The organism is Shimazuella sp. NTD250 (assembly GCF_059510375.1).
The window spans coordinates 129,836-150,281 of record NZ_JCAJZS010000003.1 but is presented as its reverse complement, the minus strand read 5'-3'; the positions used below and the strand labels follow the sequence as shown (position 1 = coordinate 150,281).

At 38.8% G+C, this 20,446-nt stretch carries 25 protein-coding genes and 1 other annotated feature; of the genes, 8 read left to right on the top strand and 17 right to left on the bottom strand.

Annotated features, from left to right (window positions below):
- Nucleotides 1-50: 50 nt before the first annotated feature.
- The 6 genes from obgE to AC5WOF_RS08760 all read right to left on the bottom strand — a co-directional run bounded on the left by obgE (nucleotide 51) and on the right by AC5WOF_RS08760 (nucleotide 4,136).
- Nucleotides 51-1,361, bottom strand: coding sequence for a GTPase ObgE (obgE, locus tag AC5WOF_RS08785; protein ID WP_496049589.1), 1,311 nt, complete (start codon nucleotides 1,359-1,361; stop codon nucleotides 51-53).
- Nucleotides 1,362-1,365: 4 nt separating this feature from the next.
- Nucleotides 1,366-2,070 carry a Spo0B domain-containing protein gene (locus AC5WOF_RS08780; protein WP_496049588.1) on the bottom strand — a complete coding sequence of 235 codons (705 nt, stop codon included), beginning with the start codon at nucleotides 2,068-2,070 and terminating at the stop codon, nucleotides 1,366-1,368.
- Nucleotides 2,071-2,155: 85 nt separating this feature from the next.
- Nucleotides 2,156-2,464 carry a 50S ribosomal protein L27 gene (rpmA, locus tag AC5WOF_RS08775; protein ID WP_240873877.1) on the bottom strand — a complete coding sequence of 103 codons (309 nt, stop codon included), beginning with the start codon at nucleotides 2,462-2,464 and terminating at the stop codon, nucleotides 2,156-2,158.
- Between the two features lie 25 nt (nucleotides 2,465-2,489).
- Nucleotides 2,490-2,816, bottom strand: a complete 327-nt coding sequence (locus AC5WOF_RS08770; protein ID WP_496049587.1) for a ribosomal-processing cysteine protease Prp — start codon at nucleotides 2,814-2,816, stop codon at nucleotides 2,490-2,492.
- 1 nt (nucleotide 2,817) lies between these two features.
- Complete coding sequence (gene rplU, locus AC5WOF_RS08765; protein WP_496049586.1) at nucleotides 2,818-3,129, bottom strand: 50S ribosomal protein L21; 312 nt, start codon at nucleotides 3,127-3,129, stop codon at nucleotides 2,818-2,820.
- A 12-nt stretch (nucleotides 3,130-3,141) separates the two neighbouring features.
- Nucleotides 3,142-3,217: a sequence feature (ribosomal protein L21 leader region), on the bottom strand.
- 70 nt (nucleotides 3,218-3,287) lie between these two features.
- On the bottom strand, nucleotides 3,288-4,136 hold the full coding sequence (locus tag AC5WOF_RS08760) for a LysR family transcriptional regulator (protein ID WP_496049585.1): 849 nt from the start codon (nucleotides 4,134-4,136) through the stop codon (nucleotides 3,288-3,290).
- A gap of 121 nt (nucleotides 4,137-4,257) precedes the next feature.
- Here AC5WOF_RS08760 and AC5WOF_RS08755 point away from each other — a divergent pair, with 121 nt between their 5' ends.
- From AC5WOF_RS08755 to AC5WOF_RS08745, 3 genes are all read left to right on the top strand, one after another.
- Nucleotides 4,258-5,181: a DMT family transporter gene (locus AC5WOF_RS08755; RefSeq protein WP_496049584.1), complete on the top strand. Its 924-nt coding sequence runs from the start codon at nucleotides 4,258-4,260 to the stop codon at nucleotides 5,179-5,181.
- Between the two features lie 671 nt (nucleotides 5,182-5,852).
- Nucleotides 5,853-6,455 (top strand): hypothetical protein, encoded by a 603-nt coding sequence (locus AC5WOF_RS08750; RefSeq protein ID WP_496049583.1) that lies wholly within the window; start codon nucleotides 5,853-5,855, stop codon nucleotides 6,453-6,455.
- A gap of 171 nt (nucleotides 6,456-6,626) precedes the next feature.
- On the top strand, nucleotides 6,627-7,106 hold the full coding sequence (locus AC5WOF_RS08745; RefSeq protein WP_496049582.1) for a hypothetical protein: 480 nt from the start codon (nucleotides 6,627-6,629) through the stop codon (nucleotides 7,104-7,106).
- Between the two features lie 42 nt (nucleotides 7,107-7,148).
- On the opposite strand, the gene AC5WOF_RS08740 is transcribed toward AC5WOF_RS08745, so the two are convergent.
- Together AC5WOF_RS08740 and AC5WOF_RS08735 are read right to left on the bottom strand one after the other, a co-directional pair.
- Nucleotides 7,149-8,012: an alpha/beta fold hydrolase gene (locus tag AC5WOF_RS08740; RefSeq protein ID WP_496049581.1), complete on the bottom strand. Its 864-nt coding sequence runs from the start codon at nucleotides 8,010-8,012 to the stop codon at nucleotides 7,149-7,151.
- Nucleotides 8,013-8,032: 20 nt separating this feature from the next.
- A complete protein-coding gene (locus AC5WOF_RS08735) occupies nucleotides 8,033-8,587 on the bottom strand; it encodes a PadR family transcriptional regulator (protein WP_496049580.1) in 555 nt (184 codons plus the stop codon).
- 142 nt (nucleotides 8,588-8,729) lie between these two features.
- Between AC5WOF_RS08735 and AC5WOF_RS08730 the strand changes: the two genes are divergently transcribed.
- Together AC5WOF_RS08730 and AC5WOF_RS08725 are read left to right on the top strand one after the other, a co-directional pair.
- Nucleotides 8,730-9,812 carry a DNA alkylation repair protein gene (locus tag AC5WOF_RS08730; protein WP_496049579.1) on the top strand — a complete coding sequence of 361 codons (1,083 nt, stop codon included), beginning with the start codon at nucleotides 8,730-8,732 and terminating at the stop codon, nucleotides 9,810-9,812.
- A gap of 308 nt (nucleotides 9,813-10,120) precedes the next feature.
- Nucleotides 10,121-10,519 (top strand): Gmad2 immunoglobulin-like domain-containing protein, encoded by a 399-nt coding sequence (locus AC5WOF_RS08725; protein ID WP_496049578.1) that lies wholly within the window; start codon nucleotides 10,121-10,123, stop codon nucleotides 10,517-10,519.
- Nucleotides 10,520-10,687: 168 nt separating this feature from the next.
- Here the strand turns inward: AC5WOF_RS08725 and speD are convergent, their stop codons facing one another.
- The 7 genes from speD to AC5WOF_RS08690 form a co-directional block, all read right to left on the bottom strand.
- Nucleotides 10,688-11,071: an adenosylmethionine decarboxylase gene (gene speD, locus AC5WOF_RS08720; protein ID WP_496049577.1), complete on the bottom strand. Its 384-nt coding sequence runs from the start codon at nucleotides 11,069-11,071 to the stop codon at nucleotides 10,688-10,690.
- Nucleotides 11,072-11,230: 159 nt separating this feature from the next.
- The gene (locus AC5WOF_RS08715) at nucleotides 11,231-12,055 is read right to left on the bottom strand and encodes an SPFH domain-containing protein (RefSeq protein WP_496049576.1); all 825 of its coding nucleotides are present in this window, start codon (nucleotides 12,053-12,055) and stop codon (nucleotides 11,231-11,233) included.
- 130 nt (nucleotides 12,056-12,185) lie between these two features.
- Nucleotides 12,186-12,698: a hypothetical protein gene (locus AC5WOF_RS08710; RefSeq protein WP_496049575.1), complete on the bottom strand. Its 513-nt coding sequence runs from the start codon at nucleotides 12,696-12,698 to the stop codon at nucleotides 12,186-12,188.
- Between the two features lie 192 nt (nucleotides 12,699-12,890).
- Nucleotides 12,891-13,424, bottom strand: a complete 534-nt coding sequence (locus AC5WOF_RS08705) for a hypothetical protein (protein WP_496049574.1) — start codon at nucleotides 13,422-13,424, stop codon at nucleotides 12,891-12,893.
- 180 nt (nucleotides 13,425-13,604) lie between these two features.
- Complete coding sequence (locus AC5WOF_RS08700) at nucleotides 13,605-13,883, bottom strand: hypothetical protein (protein WP_496049573.1); 279 nt, start codon at nucleotides 13,881-13,883, stop codon at nucleotides 13,605-13,607.
- Between the two features lie 2 nt (nucleotides 13,884-13,885).
- Nucleotides 13,886-14,782, bottom strand: coding sequence for a restriction endonuclease (locus AC5WOF_RS08695; protein ID WP_496049572.1), 897 nt, complete (start codon nucleotides 14,780-14,782; stop codon nucleotides 13,886-13,888).
- A 265-nt stretch (nucleotides 14,783-15,047) separates the two neighbouring features.
- Nucleotides 15,048-15,848, bottom strand: a complete 801-nt coding sequence (locus tag AC5WOF_RS08690) for a polysaccharide deacetylase family protein (RefSeq protein ID WP_496049571.1) — start codon at nucleotides 15,846-15,848, stop codon at nucleotides 15,048-15,050.
- A gap of 272 nt (nucleotides 15,849-16,120) precedes the next feature.
- Here AC5WOF_RS08690 and AC5WOF_RS08685 point away from each other — a divergent pair, with 272 nt between their 5' ends.
- The 3 genes from AC5WOF_RS08685 (at nucleotide 16,121) to AC5WOF_RS08675 (ending at nucleotide 18,795) form a co-directional block, all read left to right on the top strand.
- Nucleotides 16,121-17,776, top strand: coding sequence for a YndJ family transporter (locus tag AC5WOF_RS08685; protein WP_496049570.1), 1,656 nt, complete (start codon nucleotides 16,121-16,123; stop codon nucleotides 17,774-17,776).
- 196 nt (nucleotides 17,777-17,972) lie between these two features.
- On the top strand, nucleotides 17,973-18,473 hold the full coding sequence (locus AC5WOF_RS08680) for a hypothetical protein (protein ID WP_496049569.1): 501 nt from the start codon (nucleotides 17,973-17,975) through the stop codon (nucleotides 18,471-18,473).
- Between the two features lie 7 nt (nucleotides 18,474-18,480).
- The gene (locus AC5WOF_RS08675) at nucleotides 18,481-18,795 is read left to right on the top strand and encodes a helix-turn-helix domain-containing protein (protein WP_496049568.1); all 315 of its coding nucleotides are present in this window, start codon (nucleotides 18,481-18,483) and stop codon (nucleotides 18,793-18,795) included.
- Between the two features lie 189 nt (nucleotides 18,796-18,984).
- On the opposite strand, the gene AC5WOF_RS08670 is transcribed toward AC5WOF_RS08675, so the two are convergent.
- Together AC5WOF_RS08670 and AC5WOF_RS08665 are read right to left on the bottom strand one after the other, a co-directional pair.
- Entirely contained in the window at nucleotides 18,985-19,842 is an 858-nt protein-coding gene (locus AC5WOF_RS08670) for a hypothetical protein (RefSeq protein ID WP_496049567.1), read from the bottom strand.
- Nucleotides 19,843-19,944: 102 nt separating this feature from the next.
- Nucleotides 19,945-20,274, bottom strand: a complete 330-nt coding sequence (locus tag AC5WOF_RS08665; protein ID WP_496049566.1) for a hypothetical protein — start codon at nucleotides 20,272-20,274, stop codon at nucleotides 19,945-19,947.
- Nucleotides 20,275-20,446 lie beyond the last annotated feature (172 nt).

Sequence of the window (20,446 nt, the reverse complement as noted above, 5' to 3'; positions counted from 1 at the left end):
AGAGACGGCCGGACGACCCATCGACAAATGGGGTCGCCCGGCCGCCCGTTTTAATCCGTATCTGTATCTAATCCATCCGATAACTCAAACTCCATCTCCCCGATACGTACGGTATCGCCTTCTTTTGCTCCTCGCTTACGAAGCGCATCTTCGACACCCATTTGTTTAATCGTATTGGCAAAACGCATTAAGCTATCATGAAAGCGAAAGTTCGTCATCTTGATCAGTTTCTCAATCCGATGACCTTCGACGACATATACTTCATTTTCTCTGCGAATGGTGAAAGCTGGTTCTTCTCCTTCGCTTCTATACACTACTGTCTCTGCTGAAATCTGTTCGGATTGTTCTTGTTCTACTTCCTCTTCTTCCATCTTCTCTAATAAATCAGCAGCAGCAAACAAGACTTTTTTGAGTCCTTCTCTACTTATCGCAGATACTGGATAAACGGGTACATCTTGACCGATCTGCTCTTGGAATAATTCCAGTTGTTCTGCTGCTTCTGGCAAATCCATCTTGTTGGCTACGATAATTTGCGGTCTTTTTTCTAAGTTATGTTTATAAAGCCGGATTTCCTCATTGATTTGTAAATAATCTTCATATGGGTCACGACCTTCTGATCCAGCCATATCGATTACATGGACGATGACTTTAGTACGTTCAATATGACGTAAAAACTGATGACCAAGACCCACACCTTGGTGAGCACCTTCGATTAAACCCGGCAAATCTGCCATAACAAAACTTCGACCATCATCCACACGAACCACACCTAGATTCGGAATGATCGTCGTAAAATGATAAGCACCGATTTTCGGCTTTGCCGCTGAAACAACTGATAATAACGTCGATTTTCCCACACTTGGATACCCGACAAGCCCAACATCTGCTAGTAATTTCAACTCTAATTCTACCCATCGTTCTGCGCCGGGCTCTCCATTTTCCGCAATCTGCGGGGCAGGATTTACAGAAGTAGCGAAACGCATATTTCCTCTTCCACCACGACCCCCTTTAGCGATAATTGCAGTCTGGTGATGCGTTGTCAAATCAACTATCAATTCACCAGTCTCTGCATCACGAACTGTTGTACCTGGAGGGACTTTCACCACCATATCTTCTGCACCAGCACCGTGTTGATTTTTCTTTCGTCCATGTTCGCCTCGATCCGCTTTGAAATGCTTTTTGTAACGAAAATCGACAAGAGTACGAAGTCCTTCTTCAACTTCAAAAATGACATTTCCTCCGCGGCCGCCATCGCCGCCCCATGGGCCACCTTCTGCTACAAACTTTTCACGGCGAAAAGCAACCATTCCATTGCCCCCATCGCCGCCTTTCACAAAAATCTTGACTTTATCGACAAACACCTTCTCACCTACTCACACCTGTACGTAATATTAGTCGTTGTTGATTTTCCATCTCTAATTGCAGTTGTTTAAACTGATCTTTTAAGTTTGTCCATTCTCCAGCCGGAACATGAAGCTGGATGAGCTTATTTTCTGCATCGTATACTTGAAACGAAAAAAAGTTGGTTCGGTCGTCACCAGATAACTGCAAAATGACCTTTTGCCAATCGTATTTATTCTCTCCCATTTTTGCTAACAATTGAATACATGTGGACAACCAATTTACAATCGGCTCATTTGTCTTAGCAGGCTGTTCCACATAGGTTGGCAATTTCTGAACTTCCCATTCCCACTGGGGAAAATGATGAGACAAGGTCAATAAGAAAACCGCTAACTCCTCATCTTTTAACTCCGATATTTCCCTTTCTACCGTCGCCTGTTTTGCTAAACGCTCTAAGTATTCGCTTATTTTATCAACACGATTCATCATCTGATATCCCATCAACACTTGCACATGGTTCATCAGATCATGACGAATTTTACCGAGCAATCGCTTTGTTCTTGCCGCTTCTTGTTGCTGTTGTTCTTTTTTTGCCGCTCGAATATAAAAAAATAAACTGAGTAAAAAGACAACAATGATGGTAAAAAACCACACAACATCCATCGTAGTCAATCCCCATACTACAAGCACAACCATTGGAACTAGCAAATAAAAAGCAGAACGCGGCAAACCTATCGCTCCTTTTCTTCCTATAAGATAAAAAAAGAGTGACACTACCAATGTCTGAGTGTCACTCCTGTCTTTTACAATGTAATTACGCTTGTGTTGCTGCTACTTCTTCAGAGGCAACTGGGTAGATGCTTACACGTTTACGATCTTTTCCAAAGCGTTCAAAACGCACAACACCATCAGCAGTCGCAAATAGTGTATCGTCTCCACCACGACCAACATTGGTTCCTGGATAAATCTTTGTTCCACGTTGGCGAACCAAGATGTTACCAGCGAGTACGAATTGACCGTCTCCACGTTTCACACCTAGACGTTTGGATCGGCTATCACGACCGTTCTTTGTCGATCCTACCCCTTTTTTAGAAGCAAACAACTGTAGATTAAGTTGTAGCATAGGTTACACCTCTTTCCTTTTTATTTTATTTGTATTGAACATACTCTGGGTATCCTTCCGCGATACCCTTTAGCGATAAATCCATCGCCTGCATGAGAAGACCGAGCTGTGTACGTACTTCTTCTGTAGGCAAATCATCAGGTATACGGCAATCTACTCTGCCTTCTCCATCATCGGGTTGATGAACGGTGACACCTGTTATCTGCTCCATCGCATTTACCATGCCGATGGTCACAGCAGAAACGGCAGCACAAACAATATCCATTCCGTGCTCTGCAAAGTTAGCATGACCGGTTACCTTTATTTGCTCTACAAGACCAGCTTGGTTTCGCTTTACTCGAATGCGAATCATCTTACGCTTCGATAGATTCGATTACAACACGAGTAAATGGTTGACGATGGCCTTGCTTTTTCTTGTAGTTCTTTTTAGGCTTATATTTAAAGACGGTAATTTTTTTCGACCGTCCTTGTTTCAATACTTTACCGGTCACTTTTGCATTTTCCACTACAGGGCTACCTACTTGTACATTTCCTTCATTGGAAACGAACAACACCTTATCAAAGGTAACGGTATCTCCCTCAGCTGCATCCAATTTTTCAATAAAGAGCACACTATCTTTTTCTACGCGGTATTGTTTGCCGCCTGTTTCAATCAATGCGTACATCTTTTAACCTCCTCTATTATGAAGACTCGCCAAAAGTGAGGGAGGAGCTAGTCCATTTAAACCCTACTCTGTGCGGTAACAGACAACATGATACCACGGATCAGATAGAAGAGTCAATGATAAGTTATCCAGCAATAATCCATTTGGAAAAGACAAGATTAACCAATATGCTCCAGAAATTTTTCGAATGCACATGTTTGAAATAAGTCTTTTCGATAGACAAAATAAATATGAGAGTGCCGATAGTGATCTGGGATTGGATGCGTGCAGACTAATCCTTGATCTTCCATCATTTTCACCGCTGATTTTGGCAGCAAAGAAACGCCTAAACCCGCAGATGCCCCTCCCAGTATCGCCTCTAACGTCCCAAATTCCATAATGTTTGTTTCTTCTATCCCTTCTTCTGCCATCCACTCTTCCAGACGAGCACGCATCGAACATCCTCTTCCTAAAAAAAGCATCGGTTTTGCCATTAAATCGGATAATTCTGCTGTTGAATTCTCCGAAACCAAAACCAGTTCTTCTTTGAATACCAACACTTGCTCCAAATCTGGATGATCCACTTTTCCATTGACAAAAGCTCCATCCAAACGATAATCCAGCACTTCTTCCATTAAATCTTTTGTATGACCAATACGTAAGGATAGTTTTACTTCTGGATATTGATGCAAAAAAGCTTTAAGTAATTTCGGCATATGCACTGCTGCCGTCGTTTCCAATGAACCAATCACTAAGGGACCCGAAGGGACAGCAGTATATTGAACAGCTTTTAATGCTTCCTCTAATAGATGAATAATTTTCCCGGAATACTCCAATAAGTTGTGCCCTGCTTGTGTTAAAGTCATTCCTTTTTTACTCCGGTAAAACAAAGGCAATCCCACTTCTTGTTCCAATTGACGTATGCGGGCAGTCACATTGGACTGGACATATCCTAAAACTTCAGCTGCTCTTGTAATACTCTTCTCTTGTGCAACTGCATGAAAAATCCGAAGATCTTTGCTATCCATTCTGTCCCTTTCTCCCTTTTATATCACTTTTTATGATTATATATATCAAATTTAATCATTTTACATGATGATTATTTTCATATAGGATTATATCATATCCAATACGGAATGAGGGATTAGTATGAAACGATCTTCCTTTCTCTTTTTCATTTTGATTTTTACCTTAGTAGCTGGTTTAAATTATCCCATTGGCAAAATGGGATTAGCATTTTCCTCTCCCTATTTACTGTTGAGTATCCGTTTTTTAGGTGCTTTTTTACTCATGTTACCTTTCATTTGGAAGTTACCTCATCCAAAACAAGTTGGGTCTTGGGTAAAAATAGCCACTATCGGACTATTTCAAAGCACCTTAGTTTTAGGAATGATCTACTTCAGCATGCGTACGATCACATCCGGCAATGCATCCATCCTTTCTTCCACCAATCCTATTTGGTTAGTAATCATCCAATTTTTGTTATTGGGTGTAAGATATCAAGCCTTACAGTGGATTGGCGTCCTCTTAGGATTTGTGGGTGTATTTTTAACCCAAGGTATGCAGTTGCAAGTTGAATCAGGTGCTTGGATTGCTTTGTTAGCAGGAATTTTTTGGGCTATTGCTACCTTACTGATCAAGCATTGGGGAAAAACAATGAATACATGGGTGATGACTGCCTATCAGATGGGTTTTGGAGGCATTTTTCTCTTCATCGCTAGTATGTTCTTAGAAAAACCCATGTTTGACCTTCACGTTGTAGCTTTGTCCAAGCTTCTATTTGTGCTGATTTACTTGATCACCATGAGCTCCATCGTCCAATTTGTCACTTGGTTCTACTTAATCGGAAATAATGATCCGGCAAAAGTCAGTTCATTTCTGTTCCTTGTACCATTGATTGGTACGATTGGCGGCTGGCTCCTTTTACATGAAGTACTGCATTGGTATGTAGGACTTGGCGCCATCTTTATTGGAGTGGGCATTTATTTTGTCAACAGACCGGCAAAGGAACAAGAAATTCAGCCAACTGATCCCCTATTTCCTTCCAGTACACCTCAAACACCCACTTCTTGAATAGAAAACACATCAAAAAGACTTGAATCCTTCATCGATATTCAAGTCTTTTTGGCAATAATTCCTAATGTATATCTAATTTTCTTTATATAAAAAATATTGAAAAAATAGCGAAATTTAGTTATTATTAATTCAGTCGGCAAACGCCCTGTTTGCCGCTACTGAAAGGAGTACTCCCCATGGGTGACGAGGATCGGCAGAACGCCGAGGAAGTGGCCAAGGGTGACACCGCCGGTCAGGCGGAGTCCAACCCCGTTCCCCCGCCCCCGCCGGGGCAGTAGTTCCTAGCTCCTAGCGGAGCATAGACCGTCCGGTGTTGTCTTTCGACAAACACCGGACGGTCGCTCACTTTACAAGAGATATTTTTCATCATTATATTTATTTTAAGCGTCATCGATAAAGGACGATAATTCAAAAACGAATTGACGAAAGTGTACCACATATTTTGATGTTGAAAGAGTAATACAAATTGACCAATCAAGAAAAATCAAAAACTCCTAATCTAACTAAGTTAAATAACGAACGCAAAGAAATAACTAAACTGTAGTCCCAAACTTGACTTTGACTCGATGTAGGGTCTTTTTTATTTTCGGCTGGCTTTCATATAGACAGATTCCTAAAATAAATATTATTATTTAAAGAGTAAATGAACAAAAAGGAATGTGTAAAAAATGAATAATAGTCTCCAACTGCCAAAAGCTGCTGTGAGGGGTGCAGCTAGCGGTATACTTTTTATGGCTTTTTTTGGTGCCGTGTGGGCTTCAATCGGAATAGGGGGACTACAAGGGTTATGGTCTCCTTGGTCACTTGTAATATCGATCATCATAAGTGTATTGTTGTTGATCGGGGGTATTATGTTATTTTATCGTGCCCGTTCTTTAGAAAATCATTTCTCTCCCGAAGAAGCAGCACACTGGAAACGGGTGAATCGACAATTTGGGATCGTATTTGGTATAGAGGGAATTGCAATAGCTATAGCCAGTGTTGTTTGTAGTGCATTGAATCACTTTGAATTATTTTTTCCGATTATGGCCATTATTGTCGGGATACATTTTTTTCCGCTAGCGAAACTTTTTCAAGTTTCTTCTCACTACGCAGTTGGAATTATTCTTTGTATTTTGGGGTTGATTGCTTTTTTCTTACCAACATCTGCAACTATATCAGGCGTTTCTATTATCCCGACTTATGTGTTTATTGGATTTGGGGTAGCACTCACACTATGGATAAATGGTTTGTCTATTTGGATCACAACAAGAAAAAAATTAAACACATGAATATGCAGCTTTGTCACAAGCAAAAAAGCAAGATAGTTATCGAACTATCTTGCTTTTCTATTAAACGGAAAAATTGAAGTTTTTTCATTACAAATGCATCAAACAGAAAATCATAATATAATCAAACTTAAAATTCTTTTTGTATATGCTACTTTTAGGGAGAGACAGAACATGCAAATCTTTCAGAATCGAAGAAAACGAATTCAAATGTTGATATTAAGCTTATTCCTCACGATTTTATTGAGTGTCATTGCTTTATTTATTCTTGGTGTTCTTGTTGGGTTAGTGGATTTACAAACAGTAGAAAATCAAAGATGGATCTTGATTATTCCTTTTTCCTTCTTCTTGTTAATGAGTATTGTCTCCTTCATCAGTCTACGTAATCATCTCAACTATTTAAACGTTACGGAGCCCTTACTTACAATTACAAACGAGGGAATAACTGTTTTAGGATTAAAAGGAAAACAATTTTTTACTGCATGGGAACAAATCAAAGAAGTTCAATATAATAGATTAGGTCGAACAAAATTCATTCGCATTAAGGGGTATGAAAAAGCCCTTATGGGAACTATCCCTGTCAAAACGTTGAATGAAAATGTGAACGTAATATTAAGTGAAATCGAGAAATACAAATCCGTCCGGTACTTTTAGCAGGCAAAGATTGTGCATGAACTTGATGCACAATCTTTTTCTTTATTCCTTAGTAGAAAAATGAGTTTCTAACCAAGGTCGGATCACTGATAAAACATGATCTGCCTGCATCGCTTGTGTATGGTCCAAGCCGTCAAGTATTCGAACATCCCAATCATATGATTCTAATTCTTGACGCAGTCGGATCATTGGCACTGCAATGTCTACTTGTACATTTCCCCAACGTTCCCCATATTCGATTTTATCCGCTCCTCCAGCAAAACAAAGTTTTGGACATATGAGGGAGGATTGGATTTTCCTATCGTCAAATGTTTGTAAACTTTGATACAAGGTAACAAATTGTTTTGTTTGCTCTTCACTTAGTGTCACGTCTACGGTTGACCAATCAAATTCTTCTGAATCTGTTGTTTGAGGTGATGAGGAATATTTATTTAATGACTCTTTAGACATCTCATAAGTCGCCATCGTTACTTTCAGCATTTCTTTATATGGACCATCAATCGGAGGAAACCCGCCCATGATCAAACCAGAAATTCGATTTGTACGAATTGCTAACTGTAATCCACTCAATGCCAGCCAAGAATAACCATAATAAATAAATGTATCTGCACCTGCAGCATCTGCGATAGTCAGCATGTCTGCTGCTACATTTTCTGGCGTCAACGTATTTGCCTTCGGTACTTGCTGAACATGCCCTTCATAATCGAATGCGATGACTCGGTATCGGTCACTTAGACCTTTCATTAAGTTTCGACCTAAAGCTGGGTCTACACCCCATTTTTTCATCTCCTCTGCTTGTGCCCCTTCTACTGGCTGCGGATTTACTGGTAGTAATAAACTTGGCCCTGTGCCTAAGACTTCAATCGTTATCATACTTCCATCATGTAATTTCGTCGCTGTTAGCAAACTAAACTCCTCCTCTTCTTCTACTCTCCCTTAAATACATAGCTCCCTGACTGGATCGAATGAATTAATCGATGTGTTACTTCTTGGGCATATCCAATATAACCAACCCACATCCCCACCAGTTCTGGGTGTTTCGAAGGATCAGATGGGATGAACTCTGTTGGCAATTTTCGGAGAAAGGATTCTGTTTCTTGCAAGTGAACAAGCCGATCCTCTAAAAGTTTCATTACATACTCGCGTGGCATAAATTCCATAAAGGCAATTCCGGCAGCCAACATTTGAAAATCGTTGCTTTTTAATGCTGCTTCCAACAGAATGAGAAATTCTGCTTCTCCTTTATTCGTCAATTGATACTCTGTTCGTGATGGGCCAAGTTTCACTCCACTCTTGGCAGAATCTATCGGCAAGATCATTTCCTGCGATTCGAGCTTTTCCAAAGCATGATAGATAGAACCTGGTTTCACACTTGTCCAAGTATCCGCTCTCCATGTTGTTAAATCTTGATAAACACGATAACCATGAGCTACTTTTCTTCGTAAAAAGGTCCCCAAAACGAGTAATCGAACAGCTGACAATCTCTTCACTCCTTTTCATCAAACTAAGTATAATCAAATTATCACCGCTAGTCAAATTTGAATAGCTTAACATTTTATCAAAAGGCGGTTAGAATAAAATGGATAATATCTTCTAAAATTGTTTCTAAAGGTAGAACAAACAATGGATAAATTAAAAAATGTTTACAACTCTCGTTTTGTAAATCAGCTTGGTACAGCAGTAAAAAAAGAATATCCTTCTTTTGACGAAGAAGCCTTTCACCAGTATATTTTCCAGGCAGATTGGGATGATCTAGCTCTCAAACAGCGTATGCGTCGGATAACAATTTCCCTATATGAAACCTTACCAAAAGCTTATTTAGACACACTTGCTATCCTATTTGCAGTAGCTCCAAAGTTCACTGGTTTAACGGGACTCATCTTTCCTGACTATGTGGAACAATACGGCTTGAAAAATTGGGATGAATCGATATCTGCACTGGAAATTTTCACACCATACTCTACTGCTGAGTTTGCTGTTCGGCCATTTTTACTACTTAATCAACCGAAAATGTTGAATCAAATGTTCCGATGGTCTAACCATCCAAATGAACACGTACGAAGATTAGCAAGCGAAGGATGTCGTCCACGCCTTCCATGGGGGATTTCTATTCCATCACTCAAACATAATCCGTTACCCGTCTTACCTATCCTTGAAAATCTTAAACAAGATCCGTCTCTCTATGTTAGAAAGAGTGTTGCCAACAGCTTGAACGATATCTCCAAAACACATCCTGATTTAATTCTAGAGCTCGCTACAAAGTGGTATGGAGAAAATGAGCATACCGATTGGATTATCAAACATGCTTGCCGTACCCTTTTAAAAAAAGGCGATCAGCGTATCCTCTCTATTTTTGGTTACCAAGAAAACGCTGCTTTCGAATTGACACATTTTACTCATAGTCCAAACTCCATTCCAATAGGGGGCGATCTTAACTTTTCCTTTCAGATTCATTCACAAGATCAACAGAAATCGCGAATCGAATACGCAATTGATTTTGTAAAAGCAAGCGGAAAGACCAGTAGAAAAGTATTCAAAATAACAGAAATCGAGATGAAAAGTGGGGAAACAAAGTCCTACAGCAAAAGGCATTCATTTCGAGACTTATCTACTCGAAAACATTATGGTGGAGTCCATACTTTGACCATCCTTGTGAACGGAGTGGCAAAAGCCGCCTGTGACTTTCTGGTGGAAACAGATCAATAAAAAACAGAACGGTCCAAAAGATCGTTCTGTTTTATACTTTATAGTATCATTCGCATCAGAAACGCTGCATCTCGCATTCCATAAGAATCATGTCCGCTTTCTTGGGTGAGAAGTTGTTTTATTACAAAGAGATACCAAGAGAGCAGTTGTCTTGCATCTCCTTAGATAAACTGTCCTAATTGCTGTCCTTTTTTATGGAAACCCAGAATAGATGTGAATGTTTTGATTTTTTTATTTTAATTATCATAATTTTCGTATAAAATATACATCGTGAACTCTATCACCTATCACGTTTGGAGGAATCTATCATGAAACGATTAACATCTTATGTTCTAGCACTCTCACTCTTTGCCACACTTGTAATCGTTCCAAATCTAGCAGAAGCAAAAACACCAACAAAATCTTATGTCACCTATGTAGTGACAGGACAAGCTCGAGTTTGGGAAGCCACTTACTCTTATCGGATTACATTAAAAAAGAAAGAATTAACCAAAGGTTATGGTACAGCTTCGAAAGGTGCACCTGACTGGGGAGATTTTAAGGAAAAAATCAAAGTAGAAAAACATAAAAACTTAACCCTTGAACTTTTTGAACAAAGTCAAGAAGATGGAAAAGAAATCAATAAATTGATCATTCCATTGGATCATTCTAAGTGTAGAACCTATCAGAACAATGCTTTTCGAAATGTAAAGGTAACCATAAAATAACTTATTGAAGTCTCCTAATTATGGAGGCTTTTATCTTTTTCATATATTCGTCTCTATCGTTAGAAGGTTCATTTCTGCCTTCTAATACTCGTTTATTCGTCCAACCTTACATAAAAGCCGGGGACTGGCACCATCGAAGACAGCACCAGTCCCTTGAAAGCTCCTCGCCTACTTGAAGGGCTTCGGACTCATGGGTCCTTGTCCCCTTGGAATGAGCCAGCCAGAGTACGAATCCGGTTCTAGCACCTCGATCAGGTATCGGATCGCAAGCTCCGGATCAACTGTTCTACCACAGGTGAAGCAGTTGATCGCTGCGTATCCTTCCTCAGGGTAAGTGTGAATGGTCAAGTGACTCTCGGACAGCACCACTGCAATCGTGACGCCTTGCGGGTCAAATGTCTCAGACTCCACACCCACTACCGTGGCACCGCACTCCTTGGCTGCACGGATTAACTGGACTTCTAACTCCCCCACATTGTCGAGGAGGTCGAAGTCCACTCCATAGACATCCAAAGTGACTTCCCTGCCGAACGTGGTGTACTTTTGCGACACCCATACTCCATGGTTGAAGCGAAGATCTTACCTAAGATTCTAATGGATCAATTATTTTTTGTAAATTATGAATAATCATTTCCACTTCCTCATAATTATATTTTTCTGGATCATCAAAAAAAGGTATCCTCTTTGTATTATATAGAGGATACCTTTTACCTAGCTGTCTATTAAATCATCAAAATCATTTAATTTCCTATTTTTTTGGATCACTTCCGATAGTGTTGTGGTTTCATCTTGTGATGATTTTTGAAATAAACTTGCTAAATTAGACATTTCATATGGAAATAATATCGTACTGCTCTTCTCTGCTGCGATTTCAGTCATAGTTTGCAAAGTACGCAATTGCATGGCGACAGGATGTTGACTGATGACCTTAGCTGCTTCTGCTAATTTTTCAGCAGCTTCATATTCCCCTTTGGCAGTGATGACTTTGGCTACTCGCTCCCGTTCTGCTTCTGCTTCTTTTGCCATCGCGCGGCGCAAACCTTCTGGAAGATCCATCGACCGTATCTCCACACCAGTAACTTTAATTCCCCATGGTTCAGTGGATTCATCTAATGTCTTACGCAATAAATCGTCTAATTTTCTCTGCTCTGTTAACATTTCTTGCATCGTATGAGCTCCAAGATTAGAGCGAAGCACGGTTTGTGCCACAGTGGAAGTTGCTTTTTTATAATTTTCTACCCCATGAAGTGCCTTTTGAGCATCCACTACTTGGTAGTAAACGACAGCATTGATTGTTACTGGGACACTATCTTTTGTAATAATATCTTGATTTTCTACATTTTCTACACGAATCCGCATATCTACTTTTTTGATCGACTCAAACAATGGGAATACAAATCTCACGCCAGGTTTTAAAGAACGAGCATAACGCCCAAGACGAATCACTACACCTTGTTCATATTGCTGAATTACTCGTAAGGAAGTGAGGATAAAAAAGAGGATTATTATCACAAGCGGCAAAAGAAGGATATACATATAGCCAACTCCTTTATGCTTAAAGTGGTATCACTCTAATGATAATATAAAGAAAAGGCTTTCAGTCAATAATTATTCACAATTTTGTGATATAAATAAATAAGCCCAATTCGAAGAATGAGGGCTCGTTTCAATGTTTTTTTATCGCTTTGTTGATCTCATCCACAAACTCTTGTAATTTTTCTTTTTCTCGAAAGGAAATATCGATGGTTGTTTGTTTCTTTTTTTCATTACTAATCAAATATAATTTATAACCTAGTCCTTTAGAAAGACAATACAATCCAGAAATGAGAAACAAGGAATATACAAAAATAGATACAAGTCCCACAATAACATCCAAGACCAAGCTATTCCCAACCATATATAGATAAAAATAAAGGAGCAATATTCCCGCAAGAAATCCACTCAAACCAAAACGCTTTTTTTCTTCTGCTTTTGAAATAATTTGCAGAGGATATGATTTTTCGCTATATCGCCCAATAGGAATCGTCCATAATAACCTTTTTCTGTCTATAACCTGAAGTTGATTGTTGTCTAACCTTATCTTTACTTTTGTCCAAGGAAAGAAAATGCTTTTCTTAAATTGGTATTCTTTTCCACTATCTTGTTTTTGTGCGTCAGTTGTATTCGATTTTTTGGACAATGGAACATCCTCCATTTTAGATTGCGAGTTAATTTCTTCGTTATTTACTATTTATTATAGAAGTGTTCGAGAAAAAGCGCAAAATGGAATCTATATAGGAGTCAGTATTAGCTCAAAAAGGCAAAAAACCTTATTTTTCATGAGTTCTCTCACTGAAAATAAGGTTTTTCATGTTTTTTTATATTCTGTTCCCTATAACTTTGCTATCGCATTGTTAATACGATTTGCTATCCCATTCATTCTATTTCGCTCAGAATAGGAAATAGAAATGACTTCTCGCTCTCCTCCATGATTTAAAATATGAAGACGGTGGGGAAAAGCAGACGAAAATAATAAAATAACAAAGATATGTAAAGGTATGTATAACAGAAAAGTCCCCAGTCCATCAGATAGAGAAAAAGAGAAATCAATTAACATAACAAGAAAACTTATAATAAATCTACCTAGTCGAAACCAAGAACTAGTTGAAACACTAGAAAGCGATTTTAGCGGAAAGGTTAAGTTGTATTTTCCGGTCGGGATTAAACCTAACAAAAAGGTTCTTCCATTTACTTGCAACAGCTTATCATTGATACTCAAATTCACCTTATTCCAAGGAGTGAAAATACTTCTTTTGAATACATAGTTATCCTCATACTCGGGAGATTCTTCTAAACTGCTCTCTCCCACTTCCTCTACCACTTCACTTGAAATTTCAGTCCCATTTGCATTTACATCTACAGACAAGGTATATCCTCCTAAAATGAAATATTATTCCTATTTATAGGTAACAAACGTCTCTATTATAAAACTATTATTCATAAATTGCAAAATATATCCTATCTTACATTAATAAGAATTTCCTATCTATTCGGAAAATAATGTAATCTTAGAAGAACCTCCTGTACCGTGCATACGAAAGCATTCTTACTGCTCTATTGGAGCTGCTGAAGAATCTTGTACTTTGTCATCCCATGTATCTTGATCGATTACACCATAGTAAGTTGTAAATATCCACTCCTCCTCCTCATCAAGAAGAAGGTCATACAATTTATTCATCACATAATAATCATTATCTGGCAAAGAAATATCCGCATCCATCTCTAAATCTGGTATTTTTTCATCCAGCTCTAAGAGATAATCTTCATCGATCATGCTACCTGTTTCTGTAACTTTAAAAAAACAGTTTTGTATTTCATGATGCACCCCTACTCGTCCAAAAAATAATCGGTATCAATCTTTTTTACCACATATCTCGCAGTCTCATGCACACCAACATTAAAATCGATCATATAGTCCGTTAACTGATCCCCATCTACTAAAATAATCTTTTGATTGAGATGTTTGACATATTCAACGGCATCCTTTGTAAACCGAGATGTTGTGATAAACACCCCTTTTTGGGCGGAACGACCGAGGATACTTCCCGCAAACGCTTGTAACTCTGGACGTCCCACTGGATTACTCCATCGCTTTGCTTGAATATATATCACATCCAAACCAAGCTTATCCTCCTTGATCATCCCATCAATTCCACCATCACGACTTAAACCCAGCTTCTCTTCATGCGCACCGCCATACCCCATCGCAACTAACAAGTTGACCACTAATTTTTCAAAAAAATACGGATTACAATCCTTGATTTTGTCTAGGAGGTCTTGTTGCAATGCTCTGCGAAGCTGTTTATAACCAGTTTCTAACACTTCTTCTGGCGTGTTGGTCTCTTCTTCCTCTACTTGAGTCTCTTCTTCCGATGTTCGGATCTGCTGTCGAAACTCTGCATATTCGGAGTATCTTTCTTTTAATATTTTAATCGTTAACTTCCTAGGCTTCTCTGCCAACAAATCCAAACCCCGCTTGGTAATTTGCAACTTCCCTCGCTCTGGACTATCTACCAAAGATGCCTTTATCAAATGAGATTTTGTCCAAGCGACTCGATTATCAAACCGCCTTGATCCACTAGATACTTGCTCTTCTCTCTCTTCTAGTGTCAGTCGAAACCGCTTCGCCAATCTCTCTCTCACATCTTTCAACGTATGTACTTTTTGATTGGATAAAGTTCGGAGGAATGGGAGGAAAATATTTTCAAATTTTGGTATTGCCATCGTTCGACTTCCTTTATGTTTACTGATAATTATTATGTAAGTGTACATTTAAATTGAATTTTCCAATTATATTATACATCAAGAAATCCATCAGAAAAAGCGAGCTAATAATCAGCTCGCTTTCTACTTAGATAAAATCCTTTTTACAATGGCATATGGTTGTATAATAGACTCACCTAACGAGGGCCATGTAACTTTCAAAAAACCATACTTCTGTGAAAACTGTTTTATCAAGCATTTCTTTGCTGCTCGATAGTTTAAAATCTTAACGATAAGCTGGGATGTGTAACATTTGATCAACTGTTACTATTTGATACCCTTTGGAGTTCAAATATTGAATCAAAGTAGGCAGCATCTTTACAGTTGCCGACCGATTACCGCCACCACTATGATCTAAAATAATACTTCCATTTTTTAATTCTTTTTTAATGGTATTAAGAATTTGCTCAGGAGTTCTGCCAGGTTTCCAATCAAGCGTATCCACATCCCAATCTACAATTTGAAATCCATCCCTTAGAATAACTTGTTTTTTTCCTTTAATTGCACCATAAGGAGGACGCATGATAGCTACATCCTTACCTGTTATTTGTTTCAATTGTTGTCTGCACCGATTTATCTCCCATAAAACTCTTTGATCCGTTAGTTTTGGTAAAAGGGGATGATCCCAAGTATGGTCCGCGATTATATTTCCATTGGCAACAATTTGCTTCACGATATTTGGATATTGTGCCGCGTTTTGACCAATTAGAAAGAAAGTCGCATGAACATGATATTTGTTCAATATTCGGAGTATAGCTGGAGTATAAATATTATCTGGACCATCATCAAAGGTAAGAGCGACCCATTTCTTATTGCGGCTACCATTAAAATAAACCGATTTTTTTCCATATTGGATCTCTGCTGGAGAAAGTGGTTGTTCATGAACATTCATTGCTTTTTTCATATGATTATTAGACAGAATGATTGTTTTTTCTTTTTCAGTAGGGCTTGCTGCCTCTGTATTCATACAACCACTTAAAAGGACAAACAAAAATAAACCACTTATGACTAATAAACTCCGAACCATTGATTAGATCTCCTATTTTATATTTTCAGACTAATAATATTCTATCAAAAGCTTATTTATAATAATAGTACTATACACAGAAAGTACTGATTCTTTTGAAACAGCCTCCATACAAGGTCAGACGAATTAGGTGTTTTTGAGAAAATCCACGAATTTTCATAGCTTCTTTTCAGCCATCGTAATTTTTGTCATGTTTTTTTACTATGTAGCGTATCTACTTCCTATTATTTGTGGTAGACTATTCAGAAAAAAGACAAGGAAATTTTATTTATATGAAAAATTACTTATTAAAAAGCTCGCTAATTTCTTTTCTTTTATGTTTAGTATTTATTGTTATGGTGTCTGGCATTGAAAGAATTCTGCTCTTTTCTATTTTTCTCTTCATTCCCACTTCACTGGCTTTAGTCCCTACAATAAAGAGAATGAGTGGAGATAGTTCCAGATATCATGCCCTTCTATCCAAATGTCATATATTTTTTGCCCTAATCATGGGAATTGCATTGTTATTTCCTACTGGAAGCACACTCTGTAAAATATTATCAATCGTTTGGTTGATCTATTCATTTGCACTATTTGGTTATGGAGTCAGACGTTTGATGGAACGAGGATATTATGTCATAGAAGAAATTGCAGTTGATTCAAGTTTCTTATATGCTTTCCTTGGCGGCATTACGCTCAGTATGTACTGCTTTTCTACCAATCCGAGCATCGCTTATCATTATCTAAGCACCACTTTCCATTTTCAATTTACTGCAATCTTATCTGCACTCTTTATTGGATGGACAGGCAGGATACTTACGATCGATGGAAAACTTGGTTTCTTATATCGCTGTGTTGTTATCGGTATAATAGTCAGTCCATTGCTCATTGGAATTGGCATGCTCACCAATCCTTGGACTCAAAACATAGGGTTATGGATTTATACTTTATGCATAGTAGCATATTGCTATTTTGTCTTTTTCCGTATCGAGAAAAAGAATGTTATCACTGATCTTTGCATTCAAATATCTGCAATACTATTAGTCGCCACCTGCATTTTGTCTATTATCAATGGTATATACCAATTGCATGGAGTCACATGGATTCGATCGAATGTTTGGGTGTATTATCATGAAATTCCGATTGCTATTGGATTTGTATTAGGACTGATTGGATGGTATTACCGAAAACCGTTAGAGAGGAGAAATTTATATCAACTCCCTCAAATCAACATCAATGGAAAATGGTTTATCGGTAAAAATTTCTTACAAGAAAATGGATATGAAGAAGAAATCGTTTCTCATGCTGGTATCTTAACAAAGGTGGAAAGGTTCAGAAGAAGCGATCTTATGATCGATCAGCTCCATCCAAAAGTAATCTCTTTCATGGAAAATACATCATTATATGATATTTCTCTTCACGCCCATTGGACCAAAGGGGCTTGGCTCTTTGAAAAATTACATAAAGCATTGTCAAATAAAATACAACAAGCGAATATCCCCTCTCCTGGGGAGGGTATAAGAGAGTTAGACAGTAAAATCATTAGCATTCATAACCCTCACCAATATTGGAATAGAAAATTAAATGCTTGGATTTGTGCTTATAAAGACTCCGATGACACTTATATTGCTGGTGTTTATTCCGAGCATGAATACGATGGTGAACGATATATTCACTTCACTATGCCAGTACCAAATTACAATCGAGCAACGTTTTATCGGCTGGAACATGGTATAAATGGGTCCCTTCAATGCACTTCAGTACCAAGAAGAGGGGGAGACGGTGATGAAGGTCATTACCTCATGACAAAAAACTTTTCTCTCCGGATTCCATTCAACGAGAATCTCATCATTTGGGTTGATGAATATGGAAGATTGCAAATGACTCACCGTTTTTGGTTTTGCGGAGTGAAAGTTCTTAATCTGGAATATGAAATGATTGCAAAATAAAGGAAACACGAAAGCGACAACATGATGTAGTTGTCGCTTTTTCGTTAAAAATTAATTTTGTAATTTTTGATTATTTCAAATAAAATATTACATAATCTTCCTCTATACTTCTGCACCAGAATATAGTTCGAAAGAAGGAGGGTGTAACAATCAGGGTTTAATTTTTTCTGACAGTTTAAATCCTGTATCATATAATATGAATAAAGCCAAAGTAATTTACCTGCAAAACAAAAACGGGGATCAGCCGGCTTTAGACACCATTTACGTGATGGCTCAAAAAGCAAATGCTGGTGATAAATCATGTCTTCGTCTCCTGCCACTAATTCGATTGGGTCTGCGGGATATGGAGAAACATGGAATTCCTGAATGGGATGCATTTCAAGATTATCAATTTGTCACCACAGAATCGAGTAGATTTTTAGTTACCCTTAATGTCGTCAGACGATTAGATCACAGTCCGCCACTTTTGGAACTTCAAGTAAATGAAGATCATTTTCCAACGGATAGCAAAAAAGAAAGCTATTTTTTTCGAATGCTGTTTTTTACTCATTATCATAATGGAATACAGTATGTTTGTTGTACCGAATCTATCATGATGAAATCAAAATCTAGTATAGCGTTTACCAAAATGGTAACACAATCCCTAAAAATGCATGCTGATTTTATTCGTAATCCTATTAAATATATAGGGAGATGATAGAGCGATGAAAAAGCCTACCACTCATCAAGAATTGATGAGTTTTCTTGACCAGACGCCAAAGATGAACGAATTTATGGAAAGTTTCCCTGTACAGATGAGGAATCTTATTTTTGACCGCCGTATTCAACTGGGCTGGACACAAAACGAACTAGTTCAACAAGTAAAAAAAGTAACTGGTCACGCTATTACACAGACAACCATCTCTAGAATCGAGGGTGGAACCCCTGGAATCACCAGTGATACGTATGACAAAGTATTGCAAACACTAGGCATGAAAAGGGTAGAAGTAGATTTTTGGGAAAATCCCGATGAGAAGTAGCATTTCTTTAAGACGACAAAGAGCGACCTGATCCTCAGGTTGCTCTTTGCATTTAGGTATTACCTCACTGGATTGCCATCTATGTGAAACAAACAAATAATTTACGGGTCCCCATCATAGGCACACACAGATAGTGTGCTTGCACAAAGTGCTTGACCTATGGGGGAGTAGACCCTCTGTTGAGCTCAGCTAGTTGCTGCTCATATCTACCAGATTCGTGTGGACAGTGCAGAGTCGGGCATATCCCAACCCAAGGCGCTGCTCTGCAACATCGTCACTTTTGAGCTTGTTCCACGCTGCATCGTAACAGCGCATTGCTTCATTCCTTTTCACCTGGAGGTCAGGGGAGGAGATGTCTCGAAAGACGATTGCTGCGGAAAGATAGGACTGGGCTAGCTCCGCATACCCCAGACCTCGAACAGAGTTCCCTTCCTGGAGTGCTGTCAGCGAGGACCGGATGATGGTTATAACCGCATACTCACTCACATACTTCGGACTCCGGGGATTGGACGCATAGACCGTAGCGAGCCGGGCATACCCCCATCCCAAACTCTGTTCAGCAGCATCGTCACTACCGAGCTTGCTCCACGCTGCATCGTAATAGCGCTTCGCCTCTCTCCCCAACTCGAAACGAATTGATGCAACTGCTGCTGCGAGATAGGAATGGGCTAGTTCCGCATAGCCTACACCTCGATCCTGATTCCTTTCACGAAGGGCAGTCTTTGCTTCCCGGATGATGGCCATCAATCCCTGCAGCTCTTCTCCTGCCATTTTGATTGAAATGGCAGGAGAAATGGACGCATAGATGGTGGCCAATCTGGCATATCCCAAACCCAAACGCTGTTCCTGTGCATCATCACGTTCCAAGAAGCTTCGCGCTTTCTGAACTTGGGGTTCTACGTCGATGGAGAATACAGACGAAAGGATGTGAGATTGAACTAGCTCCGCATAACCGAGGCCACGAAAGGAATGCCTTTCTTCAAGTGCAGTCTCCGCATCCTGGATCATGCTCTCTGCAGTGTCGATTTGCGAAAATGTCAAATGCATAGCTTGATACTCCAACAGATGGTCGAATGCCTTTCAGGACTTATTTCCATTGTAATACGATCAGACTTAGAATCAAAGAAACAATCATTTCAATATTCCTTATTATTTTGGTTGTTTCCCAGCATACACGTCGTAGTTTGTCCCATGAATATAAGTAATCCCTTCCCCCATCTCCACTACCTGTGCGCCAAGTAACGTAATCTCCATTCTTTTCCCATCTTGGCTGTGAAGAATGAGTTTACTAATCGGTTTATCTGACAGAGAAAGCTGATTTGCCGGCTTTCGATCAAAATAGTAATCAATCCTCATCTCCTCTTTTCCCAAAGACAACTTCGATCCGCTATAAAGCTGCCAATGTGGACTGATCTTCAGGAAATCCACAAAATCTCTCACCTTGTCTCTGCAACCTTCTACGATAAGTTTTAGTGCCATTTTTATTCCCCTTTCTTTTGGTGCCAACCACGAATATCGAATATTCCAATAAATAAATCCCAAAAAACAGATGAGCAATCAAATAATAGAGATAAGGCAGGCTGATCAGTTAACCATCTAAAATAGGCTGATTGCATTGTACAATAGGTAGAAATTAATTTGCAAATTTATC